The following is a 22,019-nucleotide window of genomic DNA, read 5'->3' as shown; positions in this document are numbered from 1 at the left end:
TTCTGGCAAGGCCTCTCCGACGCCGGCCCCATAGACAGCGAACGCCCCCCGGACGCACGTGTCAAGGGGCTCGCCTCGAGTAGTGCGTCGTGGGTAGCGGAACGATGCGCCGACTTTTTCGGCAATCACGAGGCGGCTCCGCCGTAGACGATCGGGACGACGGTCGGCCGGTGCACGGCCGCCGCCCTCGGCGCTCGAAACGTGTCGGTAGGCCATTCCGAGAAGCCGCATGTCCCAAAGTGCGCATCCGAGAGGATTCCCTGCCGGCTGCGCCACCCTCTCGTCATGTATGTCGACTCTCAGCTCATGAGTGCGCGCAGCCCGGGTGCCATGCTTGAGCACGACCGCCGACCTCGGCCGAAAGGCCCGTCATGCGCCCGATCGTCATCACCGAGTTCATCAGCCTCGACGGCGTCGTCGAAGCCCCCGGCGGGGGCAACCACGAGCACGCGGGCTGGACGTTCGAGGACGTCGAGTTCGACCCCGCCGCCTACGAGATCAAGGGCCGCGAACAACAGGACGCCGCAGCGCTCCTTCTCGGCACGTGAGCTTCGAGGAGTTCGCGCCCGTCTGGCCGTCGATGGACGAATTCGCGACCTACAACGCACTCCCCAAGTTCGTCGTGTCGACGTCACTGACGCAGGACGCCGTCACCGCCTCCGGGTGGGCACACTCGCACCTGCTGACAACGCTCGACGACGTGCGCAAGCTGCGCGACGGCGCCCACGGCGACGGTTCGCGCTTCAGCGACGTCACCGACGGCCCCGTCGATGACGGCATCAAGACGCGCCTGACGCTCGTGGAGAGCCAGCAGTTCGCCAACGGCATCAACCTCGCGGTGTTCGACGTGGCACGCTGACCCCTCTTCCGCCCACCGGCCCGGCGGCGCATACCTGACGAAGGGCGCAACCCCCACCGCCCGCCATCGTCGTCTGCGGCCGTCGCCCGCCAACTTTCCCCGGCAGCTCTTCGAACCGAGGCGGCACGCCGCGTCATGCCGAAAAACAGCCCCCTGTCCGCCCCCACCTAACAGCCCCAAGGGAAAAAATGACCCAAAGGGTGAAGCTGTTCATCCGAAAGGCGCACTACCTTTACGTGAGCTACGACACAGGAGGTGGTCAGCATGGCGTCATTCACACCAGGCGTCGATCGGTGGTTGCGTCACGTGGGTGCGTCCATCATCGCGGCGGGCGCCCTCTTCAGCGCCCCCTTCGTCCTGTGGGCTCTCGCGTACAAGACGTACATCTACGCCGAAACCGGGCACTGGTACGCCTGGGGCGCGCCGACTCAGATCGGCGTGTGCAACCGGTTCATCTCCTACGCGCTCGTCGTGCTCAGCGTCATCGGCATCACCTTCCTCGGCGCCGGGCACGTCATGGCTCTTGTGCGCCGACGGAGCGCCGCAACCCCCCGGAGCCACTCGCCGATCATCGGCGCCACACGCCGCTGACGGCGTCGCTCACAGCCGCACCGTTTCTCTCGCGTCGCCGCCGACCGCGTCAGGATGACGCCCTGCGCCGATGACTCAGGTATGACGCGTCGCGCGCGTCACGAATGACGCACGCCGTCGCCGTCCAGCACGGCGGCGTAGCCCTCGCGATACGTCGGGAAGTCGAACGCGAACCCCGTGCGCCGCAGTCGCGAGTTGTCGAGTCGACGGCTCGCACTCCACTCCCCGCGCCACGACGGGTCGGCGTTGGCATCCAGGCGTTCGGCCAGGTACGTGGCAACCTCACCCGCCGACGCGGGCGCGTCATCGGTGACGAGATACAGCGCGTCGGGCTCCGCCGTCATCGTCAGCAGGTGCGTGACCGCGCGCGCCAGATCGTCACGATGCACGCGATGCGTCGTCCGTGACGGATCGCCGACGTCGCCCTCGCTCACCCGGTTGACGAACCATTCGCGACCCGGCCCGTAGATGCCGCTCGGGCGCACGACGATGCCCCGCGTCGACGCGGGAAACGCCGCGAGAAAAAGCTGTTCGGCCTCGGCGAGCACACGGGCCGTCGGCGTCTGCGGAGCGGGCGGCGTGTTCTCGTCGACGAGACCGCCGGACGCGCAGACCGCCGTCGACGACACGAACAGGGCCCGCTCGGGCGCCCAACCCAGCGCGGCGATCGCCGCGAGAGCAGTACCCGTGGCCTCGACGAACGTCGCCCGATAGGCCTCCTCGTCGCGCGCGTCGGGCGTGAGGCAGACGACGACGCGTTGCGGCCCACGCGCCCAGCCGCCGCGCTTCGTCAACGGTTCGAGCGCCGCGCGCACCACGTCGACGCCCGCGCCGAGGTCGCAGGAGACGCCCGTCAGCGGCTCGGACACGCGATCAGCGTGACGCCGCAGCGCGACGACGTCATCGCCCGCGCGCGCCAGGTCGAACCCGATCTGCGTGCCCAGATCGCCGGCGCCGAACAAGAGAGAAGTAGCCATGCCCCCATCCTGCCCGTCTCGGCCCCGACGATCTGCGTGCAAGTGCACCCGGGTGCATCGGGACGCGGATGGGGTGGCCCAACTCAAACACCTCCTGCGCCCAAGTGCACCCGGTGCATTTGGGCGCAGGAGGGCAGGGGCTACCCCCAGCCCGTCGCGACGGCCATGACGGCCGACGCGCCCAGCCGCGCGGCCTGCGTCACCGGCCATCGCCGAAGCTGCCAGCGGCCCAGGCCGCCGTCGGCGTTCATCACCCGGGCGAGCGTCACTGCGTCGATGATGGCGTCGCTCGCGCCACGCGCGAGGTTCGGCAGCGACCCGTGCGCCGCGTCACCGATGACGACGAAGCGGCCCTGCACATAGCGACGCATCGGCGGGGCGACCCACAACCGCGCCGCGAGGGCCGTGTCGTCGGCTGCTGCCAGCGCTACCCGGACGGTGGGTGCCGCACCCGCGAAACGTCGTCTCGCCTCGTCGACGACCGCCATGACGTCGAGCTGCTCCGGCGCATACGCCCCACGCATCACGCCGACCCTGTGATCGGGCGTGTCGCCCTGCGCCGACGCCATCGCGTGCGCGGTGAACCAATACCTGCCACCGCTCACCGGAGCGTCGCCGAAAAGCCTTCCCGCACCCCAGAACTCGCGTGCAAACGGGTTCGTTCCGTCCAGACCCTCGAGCGCGGGCGCGATACCGCGCAACGTCACCCAGGGCGTCGCACGTCGTTCGGCACGCCAAGGGTCGACGGTGCCCCTCACCCGCGAGCGCACGCCGTCAGCACCGACGACGACGTCGGCGTCCAGTTCGCGAGGATCGTCGACGCGATGCGCGACGGGCGCGGGCGCCACCGCCCGCAACGCCACCATGAGATGCTCACGCCGAACCTGCGCGACGGGTGGCGCGGGGGCACGCAACAGCCGTCGCCCCGTCATCGTGTGCAGGTCGACTCGCTCGCACCTGCGAACCACTCCAACTCCAGATGACACACCGACTCCGCGGGCCCTACCGGGCGCAGCGCCGCTCACACCGTGACCGCCGCCGAGCTGCACCCCCAGCTCTGCAAGCGCGCGCAGAGCGTCAGGCCACAACCCGAGGGCCGCGCCCGTCCGACGATCGGGTTGCGCCTCATGGACGGTGACGTCGAAACGCGCCGGGTCGAGCGCCGCGGCCAACGTCAGTCCTGCGACTCCACCGCCGACGACGGCCACGCGACGAACCACCATGTCTCCCAGCGTAGGACCCCGGCACATGTCGGGGGACGGGGATCACACCCACCTGGACGCAACCCATAGATTCTCCATGCGTCTGCCTCTGTGACATCCCCGCCGAAAGGAACACCGATGCGTTTCACCACCACCACCACCGCCACCGTCGCGGCCCTGTCGCTCACCGCTCTCACGGCGTGCGGCTCGGACTCGTCCAACTCCGCCTCCTCCGCGACGAGCGCCGCCTCCGGCGCAGCCGCGAGCGCGACGTCCTCCGCCTCCGGCGACGCCAGCTCCAACTCAAGCGCCAGCGGCTCGGGTGAGGCATCGTCGTCCTCGTCGAACGCCAAGCCGATCGACTGCCCGACCGAGAACACGCGCAAGTTCGCCAAGACGCGCTTCGCGACGGACATCGGCCTGACGGCCGGCACATTCCACCGCTACCTGTGGAAGCCCTACAAGGCCGGCACGTTCCAGAAGGGCGCCGACGGCCGCACGAAGGCCCTGATCAAGGGTGGCGCGACCGCCGCACTCGACCTCAAGCTGCTCAACAACGCCGTCAAGAACGCCCAGGCCAACCCGACGCTGTGCAAGACGATCGCGCAGCCGCTCGGCACCGCCGTCGAGAACGTCAAGAACATGAAGGGCGACCTCACCTCGGGCAACTTCGCCTCGATCATGGCCGCCAACACGGCGCTGTCACAGATCATGTCCGGCTCGCAGCAGCAGGGCATCAAGATCGACGAGACGACGGACGAGTCGAAGCAGAACGAAGGCTGACCTCCCCCGTCCACGCGAGACCCCGCTGCACCGGCGTACCTGGTGCGGCGGGGTCCTGTGTCTTCGGATGCCGGCACCCTCAGTCGCTTCCACCGAACCGCGGCGCGGGAGCGGGCATCGTCACGCCGTCGACGTCGACGAACGCCTCGCGCCCCACGGCATGCGGGTGATGCGGTGCTTCCCAGGGTGTGAGGACGGGCGTGACGCACGCGTCGGTGCCGTCGAAGAGCTGCGCCCACTCGTCACGCGTCTTCGTCGCGAACGTCGCCGTCAGCACCTCACGCCAGCGCGACCATCCCGTGACGTCGGTCTGCGCGGGCATCGTCGTGGCGTCGAGGCCGAGCCCGTCGACGAGGGCCGCGAAGAATTGTGGTTCGAGCGCTCCGACGGCGACGTGCCGGCCGTCCGCACACGTGTACGTGTCGTAGAACGGTGCGCCGCCGTCGAGCAGGTTCGTGCCGGGTTCGCCGCTCCACAACCCCACGGCGTGCAGGCCGCGCAGGAACGTCGAGTACAGCGACGCGCCGTCGACCATCGCGACGTCGAGCACCTGCCCCCGACCCGTCGTGGCCCGTGCGACGAGGGCCGCGAGGACGCCATTGGCAAGCAGCATGCCACCACCGGCGAAGTCGGCGAGCACGTTCGTCGGCGGATTCGGACGCTCACCGGGTCGCGCGAGCGGGTACAGCATCCCCGACAACGCGAGGTAGTTGATGTCGTGCCCCGCCGTCTGCGCGAGCGGGCCGTGCTGACCCCACCCCGTCATGCGCACGTAGACGAGTCGCGGGTTGAGAGCGAGCAGGTCGTCGGGGCCAACGCCGAGGCGCTCGGCGACTCCGGGACGGTAGGCCTCGACGAAAACGTCTGCCGCTGACGCGAGTTCGCGGACGGCGGCGAGTCCGTCAGGTGTCTTGAGGTCGGCCACGATCGTCGTCTTGCCCCGGTCGAGCGCCGCCGTCGGAACGTCGAGCGCACCCGAACCTGGACGTTCGACACGTGTCACGTGAGCGCCGAGGTCGGCGAGCATCATGCAGCCGAACGGTGCGGGCGCAAGGCTTGCGAGCTCGACGACCGTCACTGCCTCGAGGGGTTTCATGGCTTCTCCTGACCTTCGCGGGTGACGCCATCATCGCGCGCCGCAGGAGGCGCACGCGTAGTTCGGCGACCATTCGATGCGATCGGCCTCTAAGGTTCCATCGGGTCGGAATGTTCCCGTCCCACGATTCGAGGAGACACTCAGCCTGTGAGCACCGCTTCCCCCACGTCGCCCTCCCCCGCGCAGGACGCCCCCGACCTGCGCGACACCCACGACGTCCCCCGCACCCTCGACGAGGGTCACGCGCCGCGCAACCTCGGCCTGCTCGACCAGCTCGGCATGTGGGCGAACCTCGGCATGAGCCTGCTCGCGTTCGCGGGCGCGCTCGTCGTCCTGCAGCCGTTGGGCGCGCCGGGCATGGGCGTCGGCGCGGCGCTCAGCGCACTCGTCGTCGGGACGCTCGTCGGCACAGCCGGCGTCTCGGCGATGGCGCTCGCGTCGTCGCAGCAGGGGCAGCCGGCGATGGTGATGCTGCGCGGCCTGTTCGGTGGGCGTCTGTCGTACGTGCCGAGCGTGCTCAACATGGTGCAGCTCGTCGGCTGGGGAACGTTCGAGATGGTGACGACGGCGTTCGCCGTCAAGACGCTCTGGGACGTGCCGAGCTGGCCCGTCATCGGCGTCATCGGGCTCGTGACGATCACGCTGGCGATCTACCCGCTGCACTGGGTCAAGGTGCTGCGCAAGTACGTGACGGTGGCGGTGATCGTCGTGCTCGTCTATCTCGCAACGCAATTGGCGACGCGTGACCTGCCCGCCTACCACGGCCACGGCTGGGACGGCTGGATGATCGCCGTCGACGCGATCATCGGGCTGTGCGTGTCGTGGGTGCCCGTCGCGGGCGACTACGCGCGCCACTCGACGTCGCACCGCGCCGCCGTCATCGGCAGCTACGTCGGGTACAGCGTCACGCAGATCGCGGTGTACTGCATCGGCATGGTGGCGCTCGTCATCGCCGGTGGTGACGGTGACAAGGTGTTCTCGATCTTCCTCGGCATCACCGGCGGCACACTGTGTTTCTGGGTGCTGACGCTGCGCGAGATCGACGCGTGCTTCGTCGACGTGTACTCGCCGACCGTGTCGGCGCAGAACATGCTGCCGCGCGTCGATCGTCGCCTCATCTCGACGGCGCTCGGCATCATCTCGATGGTGCTCGCGTGGAGCATCGACATCTACGGTTTCGCGACGTTCCTCTCACTCATCGGCTCGGTTTTCGCGCCCCTGCTCGGGGTGTTCCTCGTCGACTACTACGCGTTCGGCGGGCGTCGGCGCTGGAACACGTCGGTCGACGCCCCGGGTCGCCCACTGATGCTCTTGCCGTGGCTCGCCGGGTTCGCGATGTACCAGCTCATCTCCCCGGGCGAACTCGGCTGGTGGTCACGGATGTGGCACGACATCGCGGGCACCCTGCACTTCACGGCACCGAGCTGGATGAGCGCGAGCCTGACGTCGTTCCTCACCGCGGTCGTGCTGACGGCTGTCGTCGACGGGGTGACGCGGCGTGGCGCTGAGGCGAACACGAAGGTCCAGGGCGGGTCCCGTTGAACGCCGCCGCATGGGCGCTGCTCGCGTCCGCGCCGCGTGAGCGTTTCGGACATTGAGGGCCGAAACCCTGCAGTGCGGCGTTTCGGACCTCAAGGCCGAGAGCGGATGGACGCGCGACGTGTCAGCAGACGGTCGATGCCCCAGAACGCGAGCGCCAGCACGAGGCCGAACAGCAGGATGACGACGAGCGTCACGGCCACCGAACCGTACCCGTGCGCGTCGACGTTGACGAATGGGTACGGGTAGGCGTCGACGACGGCGCCGCGCACGAGCATGTGGACGATCCACACGCCGGGGATGGCGAAGCACGACGCGACGGTGCGCCGATCGATGCGGCCGCGCGGGCCCCAGACGAGCCACACGATGACGGTGACGAGCGGCACGGCGATGTGCTGCCACGGGTTCGTCACGAGATCCCAACCGGTCGGGTGCGACCCCGGCGCGAGCAGCAGCGCGTAGACGATGGCCGTCACGGTGATCATGATGAGCGCGTCGAGGCGGACGACGCGCCGCCACCGCGTGTCGGCGTGGGGCGCCACCGCGACGAGGGTGCAACTGATCGCGACGATGACGTTCGACCAGACCGTGAAGTAGCTGAGCGTGTCGAACAACCGCGAGATCGCTCCTGCGAAACCGCCGGGATGCACGCCGTACTCGTGCGGAGCGGGCGTCACGTGCGCGTACTGATCGGTCGCCGACAGCACGCAGACGAGGACGAACCCGATCCAGGCGAGCGCAGCGTTGAAGGCGAACGCCGCACGGGCGCCGGGTCGAAGCGTCATCGGATCAGGGTGCCACAGGTCCGCGATCGAGATGCGCGGGGCCCGGGCGACCGCCGTCAGGCCCCGGGGCTCGGCGAAGCAGGTTGCGCCCGTCGGGGATTAGACCAGCGTGAACAGCTCAGAGCTTGACCATCGGCATCGGGTTGAGACGCTTGCGCTCCTTCAGCCCCATGACGAACCCGCGCCCGAGCATGAGGTGCATGCCGTTGTCGGGAAACCGCTCCAGCATGGCGCGGTAGTCGTCACGGCTGACGTGCGGTGGAAGCGGCAGACGGTAGACGTCCGTCGCGTCGGCACGTCGCATCGCCTCGACGAGGGGGTGCGGGTTGCGCGCCGGCCGGACGCGGTGGTGCTCGTCGATCATCGCGGTGACGAGCGCGGCGTCACCCTCGTGGCCGGTTCGCGAGAGCTCCTGCGCCGCAAGGCTTTCCGAGCCGGGCAGGTAGTCCCACGTGTGCTCGAACCAGATCGCCGCGTCGTGGTAGTACGAGGCGACGGCGACCGGCACGACCCAGTCGGGGCGCATGTCGACCTGCCCCATGACGAGCGCGGCGACGCGCTGCGCGTGCCCGCGATACGGCGCGAGGTCGCGGCCGAACACGGCGCTGTCGCGGGTGAACAACTCGGCGATGCGTTCGTGGACGGCTTCGCGCAGGACGGCCTGGGCGGGCTGCGCAGACGATGGCGTGGCGTCAGTCATGGCCATGATCGTAGAAGGTTCAACGGCGGTGGCGCTGACGTCCGGGTGCGACGGCGGCACTGGCACGCCGGTAGCTGCGCCGCAGAGCGGCGGAGGGCCAACAGGTGCCGCCGCGGCCAGTGGCCACTCAGACGTGCGCATGCGGCGTCCAACGCACTGTGTCCGACTGGCGGGGTCCAAGTGACGCGACCCGAAGGGCGGCCTGCAACGGGCGCCGCGCGGCGTACGGACGGTCCGAGCCCGAGTGCTGCCATCTACCCCGTCATGATCGGATGGAGCCATGCCTCGCCCCAGCATTCCTCGCGACACGCCGTTCCTCGTGCACTCCGTCTCCTGGACGGGTGGGGAGCCGCAACTCGTCATCTCGATCCCCCTCGAGACCGAGCGACGAACGCTGAACCTGGTCGGTGAACGTCTCGCGTTCCACGTCGACCCGACGGGGCGATTCTGCACCGGCGTGTTCATCGCCACGGGGTCGAGCGGTGGCCGTCATGAGCCCTGCGCCGGCGCGCGTCTCGCCACCACGGGCCGTCAGTGCGAGCGGTGTGCGAGCCGCGACGAGTCGCGCTTCATGCACCACGCGCATCGCGGTGGCCATGTACCGGAAGCGCTCGGTCGCTACCTGGCGCAACCTCACTGGCTCTACATCGCGACGTTCGCGGACGGCGCGCACAAGGTCGGTACGGCGTCCGATGCGCGCAAGCGAGTTCGTCTCGACGAGCAAGGCGCGGTGCGGGCCACGTACGTCGCACGCACGGACGACGGGCTCGCCGTTCGAGTTCTCGAGGACGCCGTCACCGAGCACGTCGGTGTGCCCCAGGCGCGTCACAAGACGAGCAAGGCCGCCGCTCTCACCCGGGCGTTGCCCGAAACGGCGCTCGATGTCGCGCACGCCGACTGCGTCGCCGCCGTCGAGGCGCACCTGCGAACGCGCGGCCTCTGCGCGCGCTCGATGCCCCACGAGGCGTGGCAACCCCCGGCGCTGCACGCGGCGTTCTTCGACGCCGGCCGTGGCATCCACCCCGTCTACGCCCACCCCGTCACCGACGGATCCCACTGCCTGACGCCCGTCAGCCTCGTCGGATCGGTCGCGCTGGTTCAGGTCAACGCTGCGTCCGAAGCCGAAGCCGAAGCCGAAGGCGCGGCCGAAGCCGAAGGCGTGGCCGGGGATGCGGCGGAAGGCGCGGCCGATTCGCTCATGCTCGTCGACCTCGACGCACTGGGCGGGCGCCGCGTCACGTTCGACGACGCCGCTCGCTCGCCGGAATCCGTCGCGCAGCACAGTCTGTTCTGACGGGGTGCCGGGGGCTGACAGATGCGCGGTCGCAGGGCTCACGTACGTCTCAGGGCGCGTCGCGCACCTCGCCCAGGCTCTGTTCTCCTGCCATGAGCAACATCGCCGTCACCACGAGGCAGTCCCCATGCGCCCATATGCACGTGCGTGCAAGTGCACCCGGGTGCACTTGCACGCAGATGCATCTGAGCCGACGAGATCGTGCATCGCGATCGGACCTCATGCACCGTGGCTCACGCTTCCCCGCGCTGTCGCCGACCTCCTATCGCCGCCCTCTCTCCCACTCCGTCCCACCACCAGGAGGCCCCGTGAACACCGACTACGAACTGCTCGATTCCGCACCGGATCTCGAGACCTACCTCGAGCTGCGACGAATCAGCGGCCTCACACCCCGCACCGCCGAGCAGGGCGCGCCGGCCCTGACGAACTCGTGGGCATGGGTGACGGTTCGTCATCGCGCGAGCGGCGACGTCGTCGCGATGGGCCGCGTCATCGGTGGCGGCGGGTGGTACTTCATGGTCGCCGACATGGCCACCTCGCCGGAGCATCAGCGTCAGGGCCTCGGGCGGGCGATTCTCACTCGGTTGCTCGCGCGCATCGAACACGACGCGCCGTCCGGTGCCTATGTGACGCTCATGGCCGACGCACCGGGCCGGCCACTGTACGAGAGCCTCGGCTTCGTCCAGACTGCGCCCCGCAGCGTCGGGATGCGTCTTGAGCGTCGGCGTCCTCAGCCGTCGGACAACTCATCAACCTGACGCACCCGTCGACGCGACGCAGCCCCGCCCGTCCTCAACTGTGATTCCTGTCCACATTCGCCGCCAGCGGTCACGTGACGAATGTGGACAGGAATCGCAGAAGGGGACAAGAATCGCAGCTGGTCACACCGCCTCGTCCGACGGCTGATAGCGCCTGCCGAGCAGCATCCGCACGACGAGGCCAAGAATGCCTGCGATGAACGCGATCATGATGACGGCGAAGAACACCCCGGGCAGCTCCCCGCCTTCACGATGCGCGGCGACACCCGTCATCACGCTGATCGCGGCGAACAGCAGCGTCGTCAGAGCACCGATGAGCATAAGATCCTCGCGGACCAGCCGTTCGAAGTGTCGCAGCCGTTGCGGCGTCTGCAGCCAGTACTCCTTGTTCGGCGCGTTGATGCCTTGCGGCCAGCGCAGGACGAGCGTCGTCACGAGGCGCAGCACGGCGCCGATGGCGATCGGGCCGACGACGAACGCGACGAGCGCCCCGGCGCGGCTCGACCAGTCGTCGGGTTCCGAGCCGTCCCAGTGCGTCGGGACGCGTTCGGGCAGGGTCGAATAGACGACGAGAACAGTGACGAGCCAGACGGCCACGGCCCCACCGACGATCGCGCGCACGCCCCGGCTCATCGGTTCGGTCGGCAGCTGACGCGCCTGACGGGCCGTCTCGCGCAGTTGCTCGGGGTCGGGAAAGCCGGTGTCCCAGCGGGAGGTCTGCGTCACCACCTCACGCTATGCCACGCCCGGCACCTCCGGGGGAGACGGGCGCATCGACCCCGGCGCAACCCGTCCGGCGCATGGCCGGGTCGCCCTTCCCCCTGCCCACGGACGAAGGATCCGCGCGCACCTGAAAGACTGCGACGACCCGTCATGCCGTCGCGAAGGAGCATCGATGTCCGCTCTACGGGAACTAATGCAGCCGAGCCGCCTCACCGAGGTCGTCGACATCGGCGCGAACCCCCTGGTCGACACCCCGCCCTATCTGCCGATGCTGCGCGACGGTCTGTGCCGCGTCACCGGATTCGAGCCACAACCCGACGCCCTCGCGCGTCTCGAGCGCGCCGCCGGGCCGCACGAGCGCTACCTGCCTGCGGCCATCGGTGACGGCGAGCGTCACACCCTGCACGTGTGCGCCGAATCGGGATTCACGAGCCTGTTCGAACCGGACGCCGCGCAACTCGCCCTGCTCACCGACTTCCCGCGGCTCGCCGAGGTCGTCGACCGCGTCGACGTCGACACGACCCGCCTCGACGACATCACCGAGATCGAGTTGCTCGACCACCTCAAGATCGACGTGCAGGGCGCCGAGCTGATGATCTTCCGAAACGGCCGCGAGCGCCTGCGCACGGCGACGAGCATCCAGCTCGAGGTGAACTTCCACCGTCTCTACGTCGATCAGCCGACGTTCGCCGATGTCGACGTCGAGCTGCGCGCGCAGGGATTCGTGCCACACGCGTTCGTCGCGACGAAGACCTGGCCACTCGCGCCGGTGCAATGGGCCGATCGCGACGCACCGACCGACGAGGCGCACGCACGTCAGCTCGTCGAGGCCGACATGCTCTATGTGCGCGATCTCGCCCGCCTCGACGACGCCGAGACCGTCGACGACGAGGCACTCAAGCACCTCGCGCTCGTCATGCATCACGTGTACGACCAGCACGGCGTCGCGCTGCTCGCTCTGCGCGAACTCATCCGTCGCGGAGCGCTCGACCCGTCAGCCGAGGCTGCCTACCGCAGCCACCCGGTCTGACGCGCGGAGCGCCGCCACCCGGACGACGCCGTCCGGCCGCCCGTCAAGCCCGCCGTCACACCCCGTCAGGCGGGCAGGTCGCGCATTCGGGTGAGCCAGTCGGCGACGAGGGCGCTGACGAGGTCGGGGCGTTCGTGGTGGGCGTTGTGGCCGGCGCCGTCGAGCGTCGCGAACGTGGCGCGCGGGTAGTGCTCGAGGTGGCGCAGCGCGTCGCCGAAGCCGACGAGGTGGTCTTGGCGGCCGGTGATGATGAGCGTCGGTTTCTCGAAGGGCGCCTCGTCCTCGGGCTGCTCGCCCAGCTCGTAGTTCTCCGTCAGCTTCTTCATCGCGTCCTTGTCAGCCAGTTCGGCTCCGGGCGCGGCGAACTCGAGGAAGTGACGGGCTGTGTCGTCGCTCTGCACCACGGCGACGGCCGTGTAGTCGTCGGCCTTGTCCCCGACCTGGGCGACGGCGTCGTCATCGCGTCGCAGCACCGTCTGCTCCGGCGCCCTACGGGCATCGGAGTCCGCGACGAACACCGCCACGAGCAGGCCCAGCCCGAGCACCTGCTCGCGACGGCGATGCGCGACAGCGCGGGCGATCATCCCGCCGAACGAGTCGCCGAGGATGGCGAACGGTGCGTCACCGATCTGCTCGTCGACGAACGCAAGCACACGCTCGACGACGTCGTCGGTGCTCGCTTCGTCACCGATCGGGGTGCTGCCGAAGCCCGGCAGATCGGGATAGAGACGACGCCAGCCCGTCGTCGCGACGTCCTCGCGCGCCGCACCCGCGGTGAAGGCCGACTCCAACGGCAGCACGAGCCGGTGGTCGGCGTCGAAGCCGTGAAGCAGCACGATGGGGGTACCGGAGCCGTGTTCGACGAAGTTCATGCCACGAGCCTAGAGGCCCGGGGTTCCGGCAAACAGCGAACAGCCAGCAGCCAGCAGCCAGCAGCCAGCAGCCAGCAGCCAAAGACCATAGCGCACAGGACGAACGACACCTCGCCCCGACAGGTCCGCGGGATATGTTGATCTGACGATGGATCTGCAGACGAACGACATCCTCACGGCCGAGGTAGGCCGGCGCATCTTCGACGCCATCCTCACCCTCGACGAGGATGCGCTGCGCGCCGAGTTCGCTCGTGCTCGCGACGAGCACGGCGTCGATGCCCTCGTCGCCGACGTCCTCGTGCCCGCGCTGCACCACGTCGGCGTCATGTGGTCGGCCGGCGAACTCAGCGTCATGCACGAGCACCACGCGTCGAACATCGTCCGCTCCGTCGTCTCGGAGTTCAGAGGCGAGGCGGTTCGCACCGAGTCAGAGCGCGACGCGCGCCCCCGCGTCGTCCTGACGTGCCCGCCCGGCGAACTGCACGACCTGCCCAACCACCTGTTCTCGTCGATGCTCGTCGAACGTGGCTGGGCGCCGCTCGTGCTCGGCGCCAACACCCCGTGGGCCGCGACGAGCGCCGCCGTGCGCGCCACCAGCGCGCGGGCGTGCGTCATCTCGGGGATGAAGGCGACGTCGTTCGCGGCCCGCCGTTCGGAGCTGACGGTCATGGCGCGTTCGACACCCGTCTACGTCGCCGGCCCCGGCGCGACGCTCGCGGGCGTGCCCGGCGTCGTCGCCCTCGGGGACGACTGGCGCGAGGCCGCCGACGTCGTGACGGGCCGGCTCGCTGCGCCTCTCGTCGACCCGGCGCAGGTGCCTCGCTCGGCCTGAACGCACCCGATGGCGTGTGAGGGTCGACACATCATCGTCCCGGCCGATCCGCCGGCCAGCGGCGGCGCAGCGCCCCTCGGGCCCTCAGCTTCCTGAGGGGTTGCGCCGAAGCGGCTCCCAGCCTCGCCATCCCCTCAACGCCCTACGCGCACAGGCCGTTACGTCGTCTCACGACGTGGGCACCTGGCGTCCAAACCCCTCCTTCGCAACCCGCGACGGCGACGAATCGACAGTCGATCTTTTGTCAATCTGCTTGATTTGCAGCCAGATTGCTGTTTGGTGCCGGGTCGAGACCTCCCATAGCATCGCGAAGAAACGTCAGACAACCGAACCACGTGTGAAAGGGGCAAACCACATGTTCGGACCGGACAGTGTTCGTCGACGATGGTCTGTCGACGAGGTGACGGTGACGCACCCCGACGTCATCAAGCGCGCCATCGGCGCCGCCGCGATCGGCAACATCACCGAGTGGTACGACTTCGGCGTCTACAGCTACATGGCGCTCACGATCGGTGACGTCATCATGCCGCTCGAGGGCTCCGCCGCGACGCTCATGACGTACGCGCTCATGGCCGTCGCCTTCCTCTTCCGCCCGCTCGGCGGCATCATCCTCGGCCCGCTGTCCGACCGCATCGGCCGCAACAAGGTCCTCGCGATGACGATGATCATGATGGCCGGCGCGACCGTCGCCATCGGCCTCATCCCGGACTACGCGCACGCTGGCATCTGGGCCTGCGTCCTGCTGTTCCTGTGCCGCGTCCTGCAGGGCTTCTCGACCGGCGGTGAGTACGGCAACGCGATGACGTTCATCGCCGAGTACGCGCCCGACAAGAAGCGCGGCTTCCTCGGCAGCCTCCTCGAGGTCGGCACGTTCACCGGTTACCTGCTCGGTGCCGGCATGTCGGCGCTCGTCATGGCGCTGTGCACGACCGACCAGCTGCACTCGTGGGGTTGGCGCCTGCCGTTCTTCCTCGCCCTGCCGCTCGGCTTCATCGGCGTCTACCTGCGTTCGAAGCTCGGCGACACCCCGGCGTTCGAGGCCCTCGAGGCCGAGTCGGAGCAGCGCGAGAAGGACAACAAGGTCTCGCTCAAGGACACGTTCAAGATGTGGCCCGCCATGCTCGTCTGCGGCGGCCTCGTCATCGCGTGGAACGTCACGAACTACATGCTGACGGCGTACATGCCGAGCTTCCTGTCGACGGTCACCGACCACAAGGGCGGCCAGGGCATCAGCGACAACATGAACAACGTCTCGCAGATCATCGTCATGGCGGTCTGCCTCGCGATCATCCCGCTCATCGGTCTGGCCTCCGACCGCATCGGGCGCAAGACGATCGTGCGCATCGGCTCCGTCATGCTGATCGTGCTGGCGTTCCCGTCGCTCATGCTCATCACGCGCAACACCGAGGGCTCCGTCATCGCGGGTCTCATCATCATGGGTCTGTCGCTCATCTGCTTCAGCGCCACCATGCCGTCGACGCTGCCGTCGCTGTTCCCGACGGCCGTGCGCGCCGGTGCGCTGTCGATCGCGTTCAACATCTTCATCTCCGCGTTCTGCGGCACGACGGCTCTCTACACGGGCGCTCTCGTCGACGCGACCGGCAACCTCATGTGGCCCGCGTACATCCTCATCATCGCGGGCGTCATCGGCCTCGTCTCGGTGCACTTCCTGCCCGAGTCGAACGGCCGACCGCTGTGGGGCTCGGCCCCCTCGGTGGAGCACGACCACGAGGCGCACGGCGTCGTCAAGGATCTGCACGCCGAGGCCGACCAGCTGAAGGCTGCGGGCGTGCGCGAGGACGCGCCGTACGAAGAGGCCGACGAGGTGCTCGCCAAGAGCTGAGCCGCCTCATCGGACGCCGAGCGGGCCGCCCCTCCCACGTGGAGAGGCGGCCCGCTTCGCGTGGGCGGGGCCGGCTGCGCGTCAGAAACCGCCGCGCTTCGCCTGCGCGCCCGTCGACCGTCTCGAAGGCCCGGCTCGTCGAGGACGCGGCGGGCTCCGCCAGGCGTGGTGCGCGAGACTGGGTGTCATGGCCTACAATCCGCCGCACGATGCCGTCACGGACGTCGAGACGATCGCCGCGTTCATGGCGAAACACCCGCTCGCGACGCTCATCACGCACGACGGCGTGACGCCGCAAGCCGACATGGTCCCGCTGCTGCTCGTCGACGATGACGACGCGCCGTCGGGCAAGGCCCTCATCGGGCACGTCGCGCGCGCGAACCCGCTGTGGGAAGCGGGCCGTCACGAGGGGCTGAGCCTCGCGACGTTCGGGCCGGTCGAGCACTACGTCTCGCCGACCTGGTACCCGAGCAAGGCCGAGCACCATCGCGTCGTCCCCACGTGGAACTACCTCGTCGCCCATGCCTGGGGCGAGCTGCAGGTGCATGACGACGCCCGATGGGTGCGCGGCGTCGTCGCTCGCCTCACCGGGGTGATGGAAGGCGAGCGCGACGAGCCGTGGCGCATGGGACAGGCACCCTGTGACTATCTCGACGACATGCTGACGAAGATCGTCGGCATCCGAATCCCCGTGCACCGCATGGAAGCTCGCTTCAAGATCTCGGCGCATCGCAGTGACGCCGACCGCCTCGGGGCACGCGACGGCATCGCCGCCGAGCTGAACGGTCGCGCTGCGCAGGAACTCGCCGACGAGATGGGCTGAGTCGACTTCTGCGACGGGCCGAGAGCACGGGCTGCAGCGAGTCACCCAACGCATCGACTAGAACAGATACATGAAGCAGACGCTGACGCTGACCGCGGGCTCGTCGAACAAGTTCTGGAGTGTCGAGACCACCGGATGCGACGTCACGGTGCGTTACGGCCGCAACGGTACGAAGGGCGTGTCGAAGACGACTCGCTTCGCGACTCCCGCCGAGGCGGAGGCCGCCGCCGTCAAGCAGCGCGACGCCAAGATCGCCAAGGGGTACGAGCCGGTCGACGCCGGTGCGGGCGTTGGCGGCCACCCGGCGGCCGGCGATCGGACCGCGAGCGTTCCGAGCGATGACGTCACGCCGGTCAGCCCGTTGCCGCCGGCCGTCGAGGCATCGGCTCCAGCCGCCCCCGACACGTCGAGCGCCCCCACGGTCTTCGATGCGGCCGACCGTGACGACATCGGGCTCATCGGGACGTCGCCGTTCACCGATGGGTACCGCATCGAGAACATCCCCGTGGCAGCCTTCTCGAACGAGGCCGCCGACGTCGACGCCGAGCGAGCACGCTTTGAATCGATCGCGCACGGTGTCGGGCTGCAGAGCTGGAACATCAAGAGTGCGGCTTGGGTGTTCGACGAAGCGCCGTTCGTCGACGTGCCCCCGGTCGCCGTCGCTGAGGCGTGGCAGATGTGGCTGTTCTCCGACCCGTTGCCGAACCGCGAAGCGAGCGCCGCCCTCGAGGACGTGCTCACTCCGGTGTTGGCCGCGCTGAACGGTGTCGAATGGGTGCTCGACCAGAAGAACGCCAGCACCCTGGGGGCTTTCGCCTCACGTGCCCTCATGCCGCTGGCGTCGGACGAGCTCGCATCGGCGATCGCGGCCCGAGCGTCGGAGCCGCTGCCTCCGGTGATGGTCGCGTACGACTCGTCGCCGAGCGATGATTTCGTCCACGCCGCGATCCTGCGGCCAGGAGACACCGAGGTGATCGCCGCACTGGACGCGTGGAACCCACGTGATCACGCTCACGGCAATCCGAGCGTCCATGACCACCTCGGCCATCTCCTGCTGTATCCGACCGTGCCGCAGCGGGTGGCGGCGTTCCGGCGATGGGGGCTCGAGTTCGCGCAGGACACCAAAACCACCACGCTCTCGGCCTGGATCCACGCCACGGGCCGTGAGGGGTTGACGTGCATCCTCGACTCCCTCGAGGCCGGCTCAGCGCCCTTCGCCGAAGGTCTCGTCGAACTCGCCGGCGCAATGCTGACGGGCCCCGGGGCGGCAGCGTTCTTCATCGATGCTCTGACGCGCAACGGCGCTCCGGCAGCGCGTGCTTGGCTGACGCGCCACCTCGGATCCGCCGCGACAGCCGACCTCGACCGTGCGGGCGCCGAGGCGTTGGCGCCGTTTCTTCGTGAACTGTCACCCACCGCTCTCACCGGAGCGCGCCGGCATGCCGCACCGCAGGTGGCACGCGTCATCGACGCCATCGCCGACGACCGAGCCCTGCCCGATGTCGCGTGCCCGCAGCTGTCGGAAACCCTCGATGCCGTGGGTGCGAGCGCCACACCGACGTTGCGGCAACTCGTCACCCGGCTCCCGCGGCTTCGAGTGGGGGAAGGCGCACTCGGCACAGACGAGACCGCTCGCCTTCTCGCCGCACTGGCCCAGGGACTCGACGCGCCGGAGCGCGCCTCCCTCGCCGGCGCGCTCGAGGTGCTCGACACGGCGAGCGCCGATGCGTTCGCCACGGCCCTCCTCGGCGCGTGGCTGTCGTCGGGCGGACCGGCGAAGTCGAGCTGGATGCTCACCGAAGGCGCGCGGCTCGGCGATCTGCGCCACGTCGCGGTGCTCGCTCCCCTCGTCGAACGATGGGGAACGACGAAGGCCGCTCGCGCGAAACAGGGCATCGACGCGCTCGGCGCGAACGGATCCGACGCTGCCCTGTCGCATCTTCTCGCCGTGACGACAGGCCGCGGCAAGCCGGCTCTGCGCGCGCACGCGAAGACGCGCATGGACGAGGCTGCGGCCGCTCGCGGCCTCGACCGTTGCCAGCTCGCCGACCGGGTCACACCCACGTTCGGGCTGGACGCCGGCCCGCGGGTGTTCTCGTACGGCGAGCGTCGCTTCGCGGCGTCACTCGATGCCTCGGCGAAGGTCACCGTCACCGAGATCGACGCCGACGATGCCCCCGTCGGCGCGCCACGCACCGCTCTCCCGCCCGCGCGCGCCGGTGAGGACGCAGAGCAGGTACGGGCGGTCAAGGCCGATTTCTCGCTCTTCAAGAAGGAACTGACGAAGGCCGTCGCGACGCAGGCGAAGCGGTACGAGTCGGCGATGATGTCGGGTTACCGCTGGCTCATGCGGGACGTCGTCGACCACATCGTCGGCCATCCCGTGCTCGGGCCCGTCGCGGCGCAGATCGTCTGGGCGCGTTACGAGTTCGGCATCGTGACGGCGACGTTCCGCTTCGTCGGCGGCGAGACGATGGATGTCGACGGCGGTCGTGTCGAGGTGCCGCAGGACGCCGAGGTGGGCGTCGTCCATGCCGTCGAACTGACCCCACAGCAACGCGACGCCTGGATCCTGACGATGCTGACGGCAGGTGGCGCGGCCCCCTTCCAGCAGTGTGAGCGACCGATCTTCACGCTCACCGAGGAGGGGGCGGAGAACGTGCAGCTGCCGGGCGTGCCGACCCGTGAGATCGCCGCGACCTCGCTCGTCGGCTTGCTCGCTCGGCACGGTTTCGAGCGTGGGCCGTCCGTCGATGCCGGCCTCGCCTTCCAGTACGGGCTTCGAGCGGAGAGCGCTGATCTGACGATCCTGATCACCCACGGCGGCATCCCGACGTCGGCGCCCCACGAGCATCCACCGATTCGCATCCTCAACGTGGTGCCGGTGCGCGGCCTCCTGGATCCGAGAGAACTCGACGAACCGGAAGCCTTCGGCGAGCGCCTCGTCCCGTGGAAGCACGTGCCGGCGTCGGTCACGAGTGAGGTGTTGGCGATGTTGGACGCGACTCTTGCGACTGCGCCTGATGAGGAACGGAGCTGAGTTCCGCCACTGAGCGGCAAGGTCGCGCGCTCAGGAGGCCGCCGACGCGATGAGCGACGACGACGCCTCCTCACGCATCGCCGAGGCCTGAAACGCGACGAACCCGCCGGCGCTCACGCGTCGTCGCGAGGCAGCCGGATCGTGATGTTTCGCAGGCGCTGCCCGGGCTGGATGAGCAGGCGAGCCTCGCCGATGGCCCGCAGCAGTCGCAGCGACCCGTAGACAAGGATGAAGGCGAGCGGGAGCTCGATGAAGGCCGCCGAGAGGATCGACCAGATGCGATCCTCCGGCGCCACGGTCGTCACGTCGAACCACGCGTCACAGACGAGCAGCATGCCCGTCGTGAACGAGCAGAGGATGACGAGCTGGCGCCGACGCCACGCGCACCACGCGGTCGCCGCCATGAAGGCGAGCAGGATGACGTCGAACCCCACCCACGCGAACCGCCAGTTGTGCGCGTCGTACACGGGCGGCAGCGCGAACGCGAGGTAGATGATCCACGGCACCAACCCGATCGTGCAGACGGCCATGAGGGCGAGGCGCACCCGACGCACCGTATCGAGGCGTCTGACGAAGCGCGGCGACAACGTCGGCGTCTTCTCCAGACGTCGCATGAGATCGCGACGCTGCTCGAACGTCATCGCCTCGATCTGGTCGTCGCTCAGCATGGGCTCAGCCTGCCACGCCGATCACTTCGTGTGCTCGTACGCCGCGAGCGCGGCCTTGCGCGTCTCGGCGAGGTCGACGATGGGTTCGCGGCCGTCGTCAGCGCCCCAGCGGCGGACGTAACGCTCGTCGGGGTCGAACTTCTTGCGCTGCGTCTCGGGGTTGAAGACGCGGAAGTACGGTGCGGCGTCGGCGCCGCACCCGGCGACCCACTGCCAGTTGAACGGGTTGCTCGCGGCGTCGGCGTCGACGAGCGTGTCCCAGAACCACTCCTCGCCGATGCGCCAGTCGATGAGCAGGTTCTTCGTCAGGAACGACGCGACGACCATGCGCACGCGATTGTGCATCGTGCCCGTCTCCCACAGCTCGCGCATGCCCGCGTCGACGAGCGGGACGCCCGTCTCGCCCTTCTCCCATGCGAGCAGCGCGTCCTCGTCGAGCGGCGGCCACGGGAACGCGTCGAACTTCCGATTGAGGTTCACCTCGTGAAGGTCAGGGTTGTCGTAGAGCGTGTGCCACGCGAACTCGCGCCAACCGACCTCCGACAGGAACGTCTCGACATCCTTGCCGCTGCGCCGCGCCGCATGCCAGATCGTCTGCGGGCTGATCTCCCCGAAGCGCAGATGCGGCGAGAGGCGCGACGTCGCCGGCTTCGACGGTTCGTCGCGTTGGGTGGCGTAGTGGACGACGGCGTCGTCGAGGAAGTCGGCGAGCAGCTCGTGCGCGGCGTCCTCGCCCGGCGTCCAGGCCTTGGCGATGCCGGTCGACCAGTCGGGTTTCGTCGGCAGCAACGCCCAGGTGTCGAGGTCGTCACTCGCCTGGCCGGCCTGCTCGACGAGTGCGGACGGCGGGGTGAGCGCTGACGGCGCGTCGAGCGGCTCACGCGGCTGGGGCTCGCTCAGGCACGCCTTCCAGAACGGCGTGAACACGCGGTACGGGGTGCCCCCACCCGTTGTGATGGTCCACGGCTCGAACAGCAGGTTCGCCGCATACGAGTGCACCTCGACGTCTCGCTCGGCGAACGCCGCCTTGATCCCGGCGTCGACGACGCGCTCCGGCCCGCCGTATCGGCGATTCCAGCCGACGAAGTCGACGTCGAACGTCTCGACCACATCGAGGACGACGTCATGCGCGGCGCCGCGTCGCAGGACGAGCGGGATGCCGAGCGCCTCGAGCTTCGCGCGCAAGGCGACGAGCGAGTGATGCAGCCACCACTTCACCGCACCGCCGAGCGGGCGGAGGCCGTCCGATTCCTCGTCGAGGACGAAGAGCGCGACGACGCCCGCGGGCTCGGACGACGCGCCGTCATCCGACTCCTGCGAGCCCTGGGAGGTGACGGCGTGATCGACCGCCGCACGCAGCGCCGGATGGTCGAACGTACGCAGGTCGTCACGGAACCAGACGAGAGAAGTCATGGAAGCCATTGTGGGGTCTGCCGATTCGCGCTGGGCATCATCGACACGTCATTCGGTGCGCGCTCGAGCCCCGGTGGGGGCATGACCCGTGGTCACCGCGCAGTGCGCCGCCCGCTCGTCGCAGCACACCTCCGCCCGACCTGGCGCCATATGTTCCACGTGAAACATGTCGCGCCAGGCCGACCGGTGGC

At 69.2% G+C, this 22,019-nt stretch carries 21 protein-coding genes; 12 read left to right on the top strand and 9 right to left on the bottom strand.

Annotated elements, in window-relative coordinates; genetic code table 11:
• Nucleotides 1-371 precede the first annotated feature (371 nt).
• The 3 genes from HMPREF0321_RS17005 to HMPREF0321_RS06215 all read left to right on the top strand — a co-directional run bounded on the left by HMPREF0321_RS17005 (nt 372) and on the right by HMPREF0321_RS06215 (nt 1,450).
• Nucleotides 372-548 (top strand): hypothetical protein, encoded by a 177-nt coding sequence (locus tag HMPREF0321_RS17005; protein WP_006945134.1) that lies wholly within the window; start codon nt 372-374, stop codon nt 546-548.
• Nucleotides 545-859: a hypothetical protein gene (locus HMPREF0321_RS17000; protein WP_006945046.1), complete on the top strand. Its 315-nt coding sequence runs from the start codon at nt 545-547 to the stop codon at nt 857-859. Before HMPREF0321_RS17005 ends, HMPREF0321_RS17000 begins: the two co-directional genes overlap by 4 nt.
• A 264-nt stretch (nt 860-1,123) precedes the next feature.
• Complete coding sequence (locus HMPREF0321_RS06215) at nt 1,124-1,450, top strand: hypothetical protein (RefSeq protein ID WP_040014587.1); 327 nt, start codon at nt 1,124-1,126, stop codon at nt 1,448-1,450.
• A gap of 98 nt (nt 1,451-1,548) precedes the next feature.
• Here the strand turns inward: HMPREF0321_RS06215 and HMPREF0321_RS06210 are convergent, their stop codons facing one another.
• Together HMPREF0321_RS06210 and HMPREF0321_RS06205 are read right to left on the bottom strand one after the other, a co-directional pair.
• The gene (locus tag HMPREF0321_RS06210; protein ID WP_006945162.1) at nt 1,549-2,427 is read right to left on the bottom strand and encodes an NAD-dependent epimerase/dehydratase family protein; all 879 of its coding nucleotides are present in this window, start codon (nt 2,425-2,427) and stop codon (nt 1,549-1,551) included.
• A 140-nt stretch (nt 2,428-2,567) separates the two neighbouring features.
• Nucleotides 2,568-3,650: an FAD-dependent monooxygenase gene (locus HMPREF0321_RS06205; protein ID WP_175282464.1), complete on the bottom strand. Its 1,083-nt coding sequence runs from the start codon at nt 3,648-3,650 to the stop codon at nt 2,568-2,570.
• Between the two features lie 117 nt (nt 3,651-3,767).
• Between HMPREF0321_RS06205 and HMPREF0321_RS06200 the strand changes: the two genes are divergently transcribed.
• Nucleotides 3,768-4,412: a hypothetical protein gene (locus tag HMPREF0321_RS06200; protein WP_006945044.1), complete on the top strand. Its 645-nt coding sequence runs from the start codon at nt 3,768-3,770 to the stop codon at nt 4,410-4,412.
• A gap of 79 nt (nt 4,413-4,491) precedes the next feature.
• Here the strand turns inward: HMPREF0321_RS06200 and HMPREF0321_RS06195 are convergent, their stop codons facing one another.
• The gene (locus HMPREF0321_RS06195; RefSeq protein WP_006945026.1) at nt 4,492-5,508 is read right to left on the bottom strand and encodes a CaiB/BaiF CoA-transferase family protein; all 1,017 of its coding nucleotides are present in this window, start codon (nt 5,506-5,508) and stop codon (nt 4,492-4,494) included.
• A 147-nt stretch (nt 5,509-5,655) separates the two neighbouring features.
• Between HMPREF0321_RS06195 and HMPREF0321_RS06190 the strand changes: the two genes are divergently transcribed.
• A complete protein-coding gene (locus HMPREF0321_RS06190; RefSeq protein ID WP_006945036.1) occupies nt 5,656-7,050 on the top strand; it encodes a cytosine permease in 1,395 nt (464 codons plus the stop codon).
• An 89-nt stretch (nt 7,051-7,139) separates the two neighbouring features.
• Here the strand turns inward: HMPREF0321_RS06190 and HMPREF0321_RS06185 are convergent, their stop codons facing one another.
• The gene (locus tag HMPREF0321_RS06185; protein WP_006945106.1) at nt 7,140-7,832 is read right to left on the bottom strand and encodes a Pr6Pr family membrane protein; all 693 of its coding nucleotides are present in this window, start codon (nt 7,830-7,832) and stop codon (nt 7,140-7,142) included.
• Nucleotides 7,833-7,950: 118 nt separating this feature from the next.
• Entirely contained in the window at nt 7,951-8,532 is a 582-nt protein-coding gene (locus HMPREF0321_RS06180; RefSeq protein WP_217490519.1) for a hypothetical protein, read from the bottom strand.
• A gap of 280 nt (nt 8,533-8,812) precedes the next feature.
• Between HMPREF0321_RS06180 and HMPREF0321_RS16425 the strand changes: the two genes are divergently transcribed.
• Complete coding sequence (locus HMPREF0321_RS16425; protein ID WP_006945050.1) at nt 8,813-9,826, top strand: DUF2797 domain-containing protein; 1,014 nt, start codon at nt 8,813-8,815, stop codon at nt 9,824-9,826.
• A 308-nt stretch (nt 9,827-10,134) separates the two neighbouring features.
• The gene (locus HMPREF0321_RS06170; protein ID WP_006945047.1) at nt 10,135-10,584 is read left to right on the top strand and encodes a GNAT family N-acetyltransferase; all 450 of its coding nucleotides are present in this window, start codon (nt 10,135-10,137) and stop codon (nt 10,582-10,584) included.
• 123 nt (nt 10,585-10,707) lie between these two features.
• Here HMPREF0321_RS06170 and HMPREF0321_RS06165 read toward each other — a convergent pair whose 3' ends face one another.
• A complete protein-coding gene (locus tag HMPREF0321_RS06165; protein ID WP_051806327.1) occupies nt 10,708-11,310 on the bottom strand; it encodes a DUF1648 domain-containing protein in 603 nt (200 codons plus the stop codon).
• Nucleotides 11,311-11,479: 169 nt separating this feature from the next.
• On the opposite strand from HMPREF0321_RS06165, the gene HMPREF0321_RS06160 reads away from it, so the two are divergent.
• The gene (locus HMPREF0321_RS06160; RefSeq protein ID WP_040014586.1) at nt 11,480-12,337 is read left to right on the top strand and encodes an FkbM family methyltransferase; all 858 of its coding nucleotides are present in this window, start codon (nt 11,480-11,482) and stop codon (nt 12,335-12,337) included.
• Between the two features lie 65 nt (nt 12,338-12,402).
• Here the strand turns inward: HMPREF0321_RS06160 and HMPREF0321_RS06155 are convergent, their stop codons facing one another.
• The gene (locus tag HMPREF0321_RS06155; protein WP_006945105.1) at nt 12,403-13,209 is read right to left on the bottom strand and encodes an alpha/beta fold hydrolase; all 807 of its coding nucleotides are present in this window, start codon (nt 13,207-13,209) and stop codon (nt 12,403-12,405) included.
• Between the two features lie 148 nt (nt 13,210-13,357).
• Here HMPREF0321_RS06155 and HMPREF0321_RS06150 point away from each other — a divergent pair, with 148 nt between their 5' ends.
• The 4 genes from HMPREF0321_RS06150 to HMPREF0321_RS06135 all read left to right on the top strand — a co-directional run bounded on the left by HMPREF0321_RS06150 (nt 13,358) and on the right by HMPREF0321_RS06135 (nt 19,747).
• Complete coding sequence (locus HMPREF0321_RS06150; protein ID WP_006945184.1) at nt 13,358-14,041, top strand: B12-binding domain-containing protein; 684 nt, start codon at nt 13,358-13,360, stop codon at nt 14,039-14,041.
• A 355-nt stretch (nt 14,042-14,396) separates the two neighbouring features.
• Nucleotides 14,397-15,884 (top strand): MFS transporter, encoded by a 1,488-nt coding sequence (locus HMPREF0321_RS06145; protein WP_050786498.1) that lies wholly within the window; start codon nt 14,397-14,399, stop codon nt 15,882-15,884.
• A 187-nt stretch (nt 15,885-16,071) separates the two neighbouring features.
• The gene (locus HMPREF0321_RS06140; protein ID WP_006945077.1) at nt 16,072-16,707 is read left to right on the top strand and encodes an FMN-binding negative transcriptional regulator; all 636 of its coding nucleotides are present in this window, start codon (nt 16,072-16,074) and stop codon (nt 16,705-16,707) included.
• Between the two features lie 70 nt (nt 16,708-16,777).
• The gene (locus HMPREF0321_RS06135) at nt 16,778-19,747 is read left to right on the top strand and encodes a DUF4132 domain-containing protein (protein WP_006945031.1); all 2,970 of its coding nucleotides are present in this window, start codon (nt 16,778-16,780) and stop codon (nt 19,745-19,747) included.
• A 113-nt stretch (nt 19,748-19,860) separates the two neighbouring features.
• On the opposite strand, the gene HMPREF0321_RS06130 is transcribed toward HMPREF0321_RS06135, so the two are convergent.
• Nucleotides 19,861-20,415, bottom strand: coding sequence for a hypothetical protein (locus tag HMPREF0321_RS06130; RefSeq protein ID WP_006945179.1), 555 nt, complete (start codon nt 20,413-20,415; stop codon nt 19,861-19,863).
• Between the two features lie 21 nt (nt 20,416-20,436).
• Nucleotides 20,437-21,828, bottom strand: coding sequence for a deoxyribodipyrimidine photo-lyase (locus HMPREF0321_RS06125; RefSeq protein ID WP_006945161.1), 1,392 nt, complete (start codon nt 21,826-21,828; stop codon nt 20,437-20,439).
• Between the last annotated feature and the right edge of the window lie 191 nt (nt 21,829-22,019).

The organism is Dermacoccus sp. Ellin185, from assembly GCF_000152185.1.
GTDB lineage: Bacteria > Actinomycetota > Actinomycetes > Actinomycetales > Dermatophilaceae > Dermacoccus > Dermacoccus nishinomiyaensis.
The sequence above is the reverse complement of the archived record's forward strand: the minus strand, read 5'-3'. Positions and strand labels throughout refer to the sequence as shown.

Coding starts and splice junctions, on each gene's coding strand:
- HMPREF0321_RS17005 (WP_006945134.1), top strand. CDS start 372: ATGCGCCCGATCGTCATCACCGAGTTCATCAGCCTCGACGGCGTCGTC.
- HMPREF0321_RS06215 (WP_040014587.1), top strand. CDS start 1,124: ATGGCGTCATTCACACCAGGCGTCGATCGGTGGTTGCGTCACGTGGGT.
- HMPREF0321_RS06210 (WP_006945162.1), bottom strand. CDS start 2,427: ATGGCTACTTCTCTCTTGTTCGGCGCCGGCGATCTGGGCACGCAGATC.
- HMPREF0321_RS06205 (WP_175282464.1), bottom strand. CDS start 3,650: ATGGTGGTTCGTCGCGTGGCCGTCGTCGGCGGTGGAGTCGCAGGACTG.
- HMPREF0321_RS06200 (WP_006945044.1), top strand. CDS start 3,768: ATGCGTTTCACCACCACCACCACCGCCACCGTCGCGGCCCTGTCGCTC.
- HMPREF0321_RS06195 (WP_006945026.1), bottom strand. CDS start 5,508: ATGAAACCCCTCGAGGCAGTGACGGTCGTCGAGCTCGCAAGCCTTGCG.
- HMPREF0321_RS06185 (WP_006945106.1), bottom strand. CDS start 7,832: ATGACGCTTCGACCCGGCGCCCGTGCGGCGTTCGCCTTCAACGCTGCG.
- HMPREF0321_RS06180 (WP_217490519.1), bottom strand. CDS start 8,532: ATGACTGACGCCACGCCATCGTCTGCGCAGCCCGCCCAGGCCGTCCTG.
- HMPREF0321_RS16425 (WP_006945050.1), top strand. CDS start 8,813: ATGCCTCGCCCCAGCATTCCTCGCGACACGCCGTTCCTCGTGCACTCC.
- HMPREF0321_RS06160 (WP_040014586.1), top strand. CDS start 11,480: ATGTCCGCTCTACGGGAACTAATGCAGCCGAGCCGCCTCACCGAGGTC.
- HMPREF0321_RS06155 (WP_006945105.1), bottom strand. CDS start 13,209: ATGAACTTCGTCGAACACGGCTCCGGTACCCCCATCGTGCTGCTTCAC.
- HMPREF0321_RS06150 (WP_006945184.1), top strand. CDS start 13,358: ATGGATCTGCAGACGAACGACATCCTCACGGCCGAGGTAGGCCGGCGC.
- HMPREF0321_RS06145 (WP_050786498.1), top strand. CDS start 14,397: ATGTTCGGACCGGACAGTGTTCGTCGACGATGGTCTGTCGACGAGGTG.
- HMPREF0321_RS06140 (WP_006945077.1), top strand. CDS start 16,072: ATGGCCTACAATCCGCCGCACGATGCCGTCACGGACGTCGAGACGATC.
- HMPREF0321_RS06135 (WP_006945031.1), top strand. CDS start 16,778: ATGAAGCAGACGCTGACGCTGACCGCGGGCTCGTCGAACAAGTTCTGG.
- HMPREF0321_RS06130 (WP_006945179.1), bottom strand. CDS start 20,415: ATGCTGAGCGACGACCAGATCGAGGCGATGACGTTCGAGCAGCGTCGC.
- HMPREF0321_RS06125 (WP_006945161.1), bottom strand. CDS start 21,828: ATGACTTCTCTCGTCTGGTTCCGTGACGACCTGCGTACGTTCGACCAT.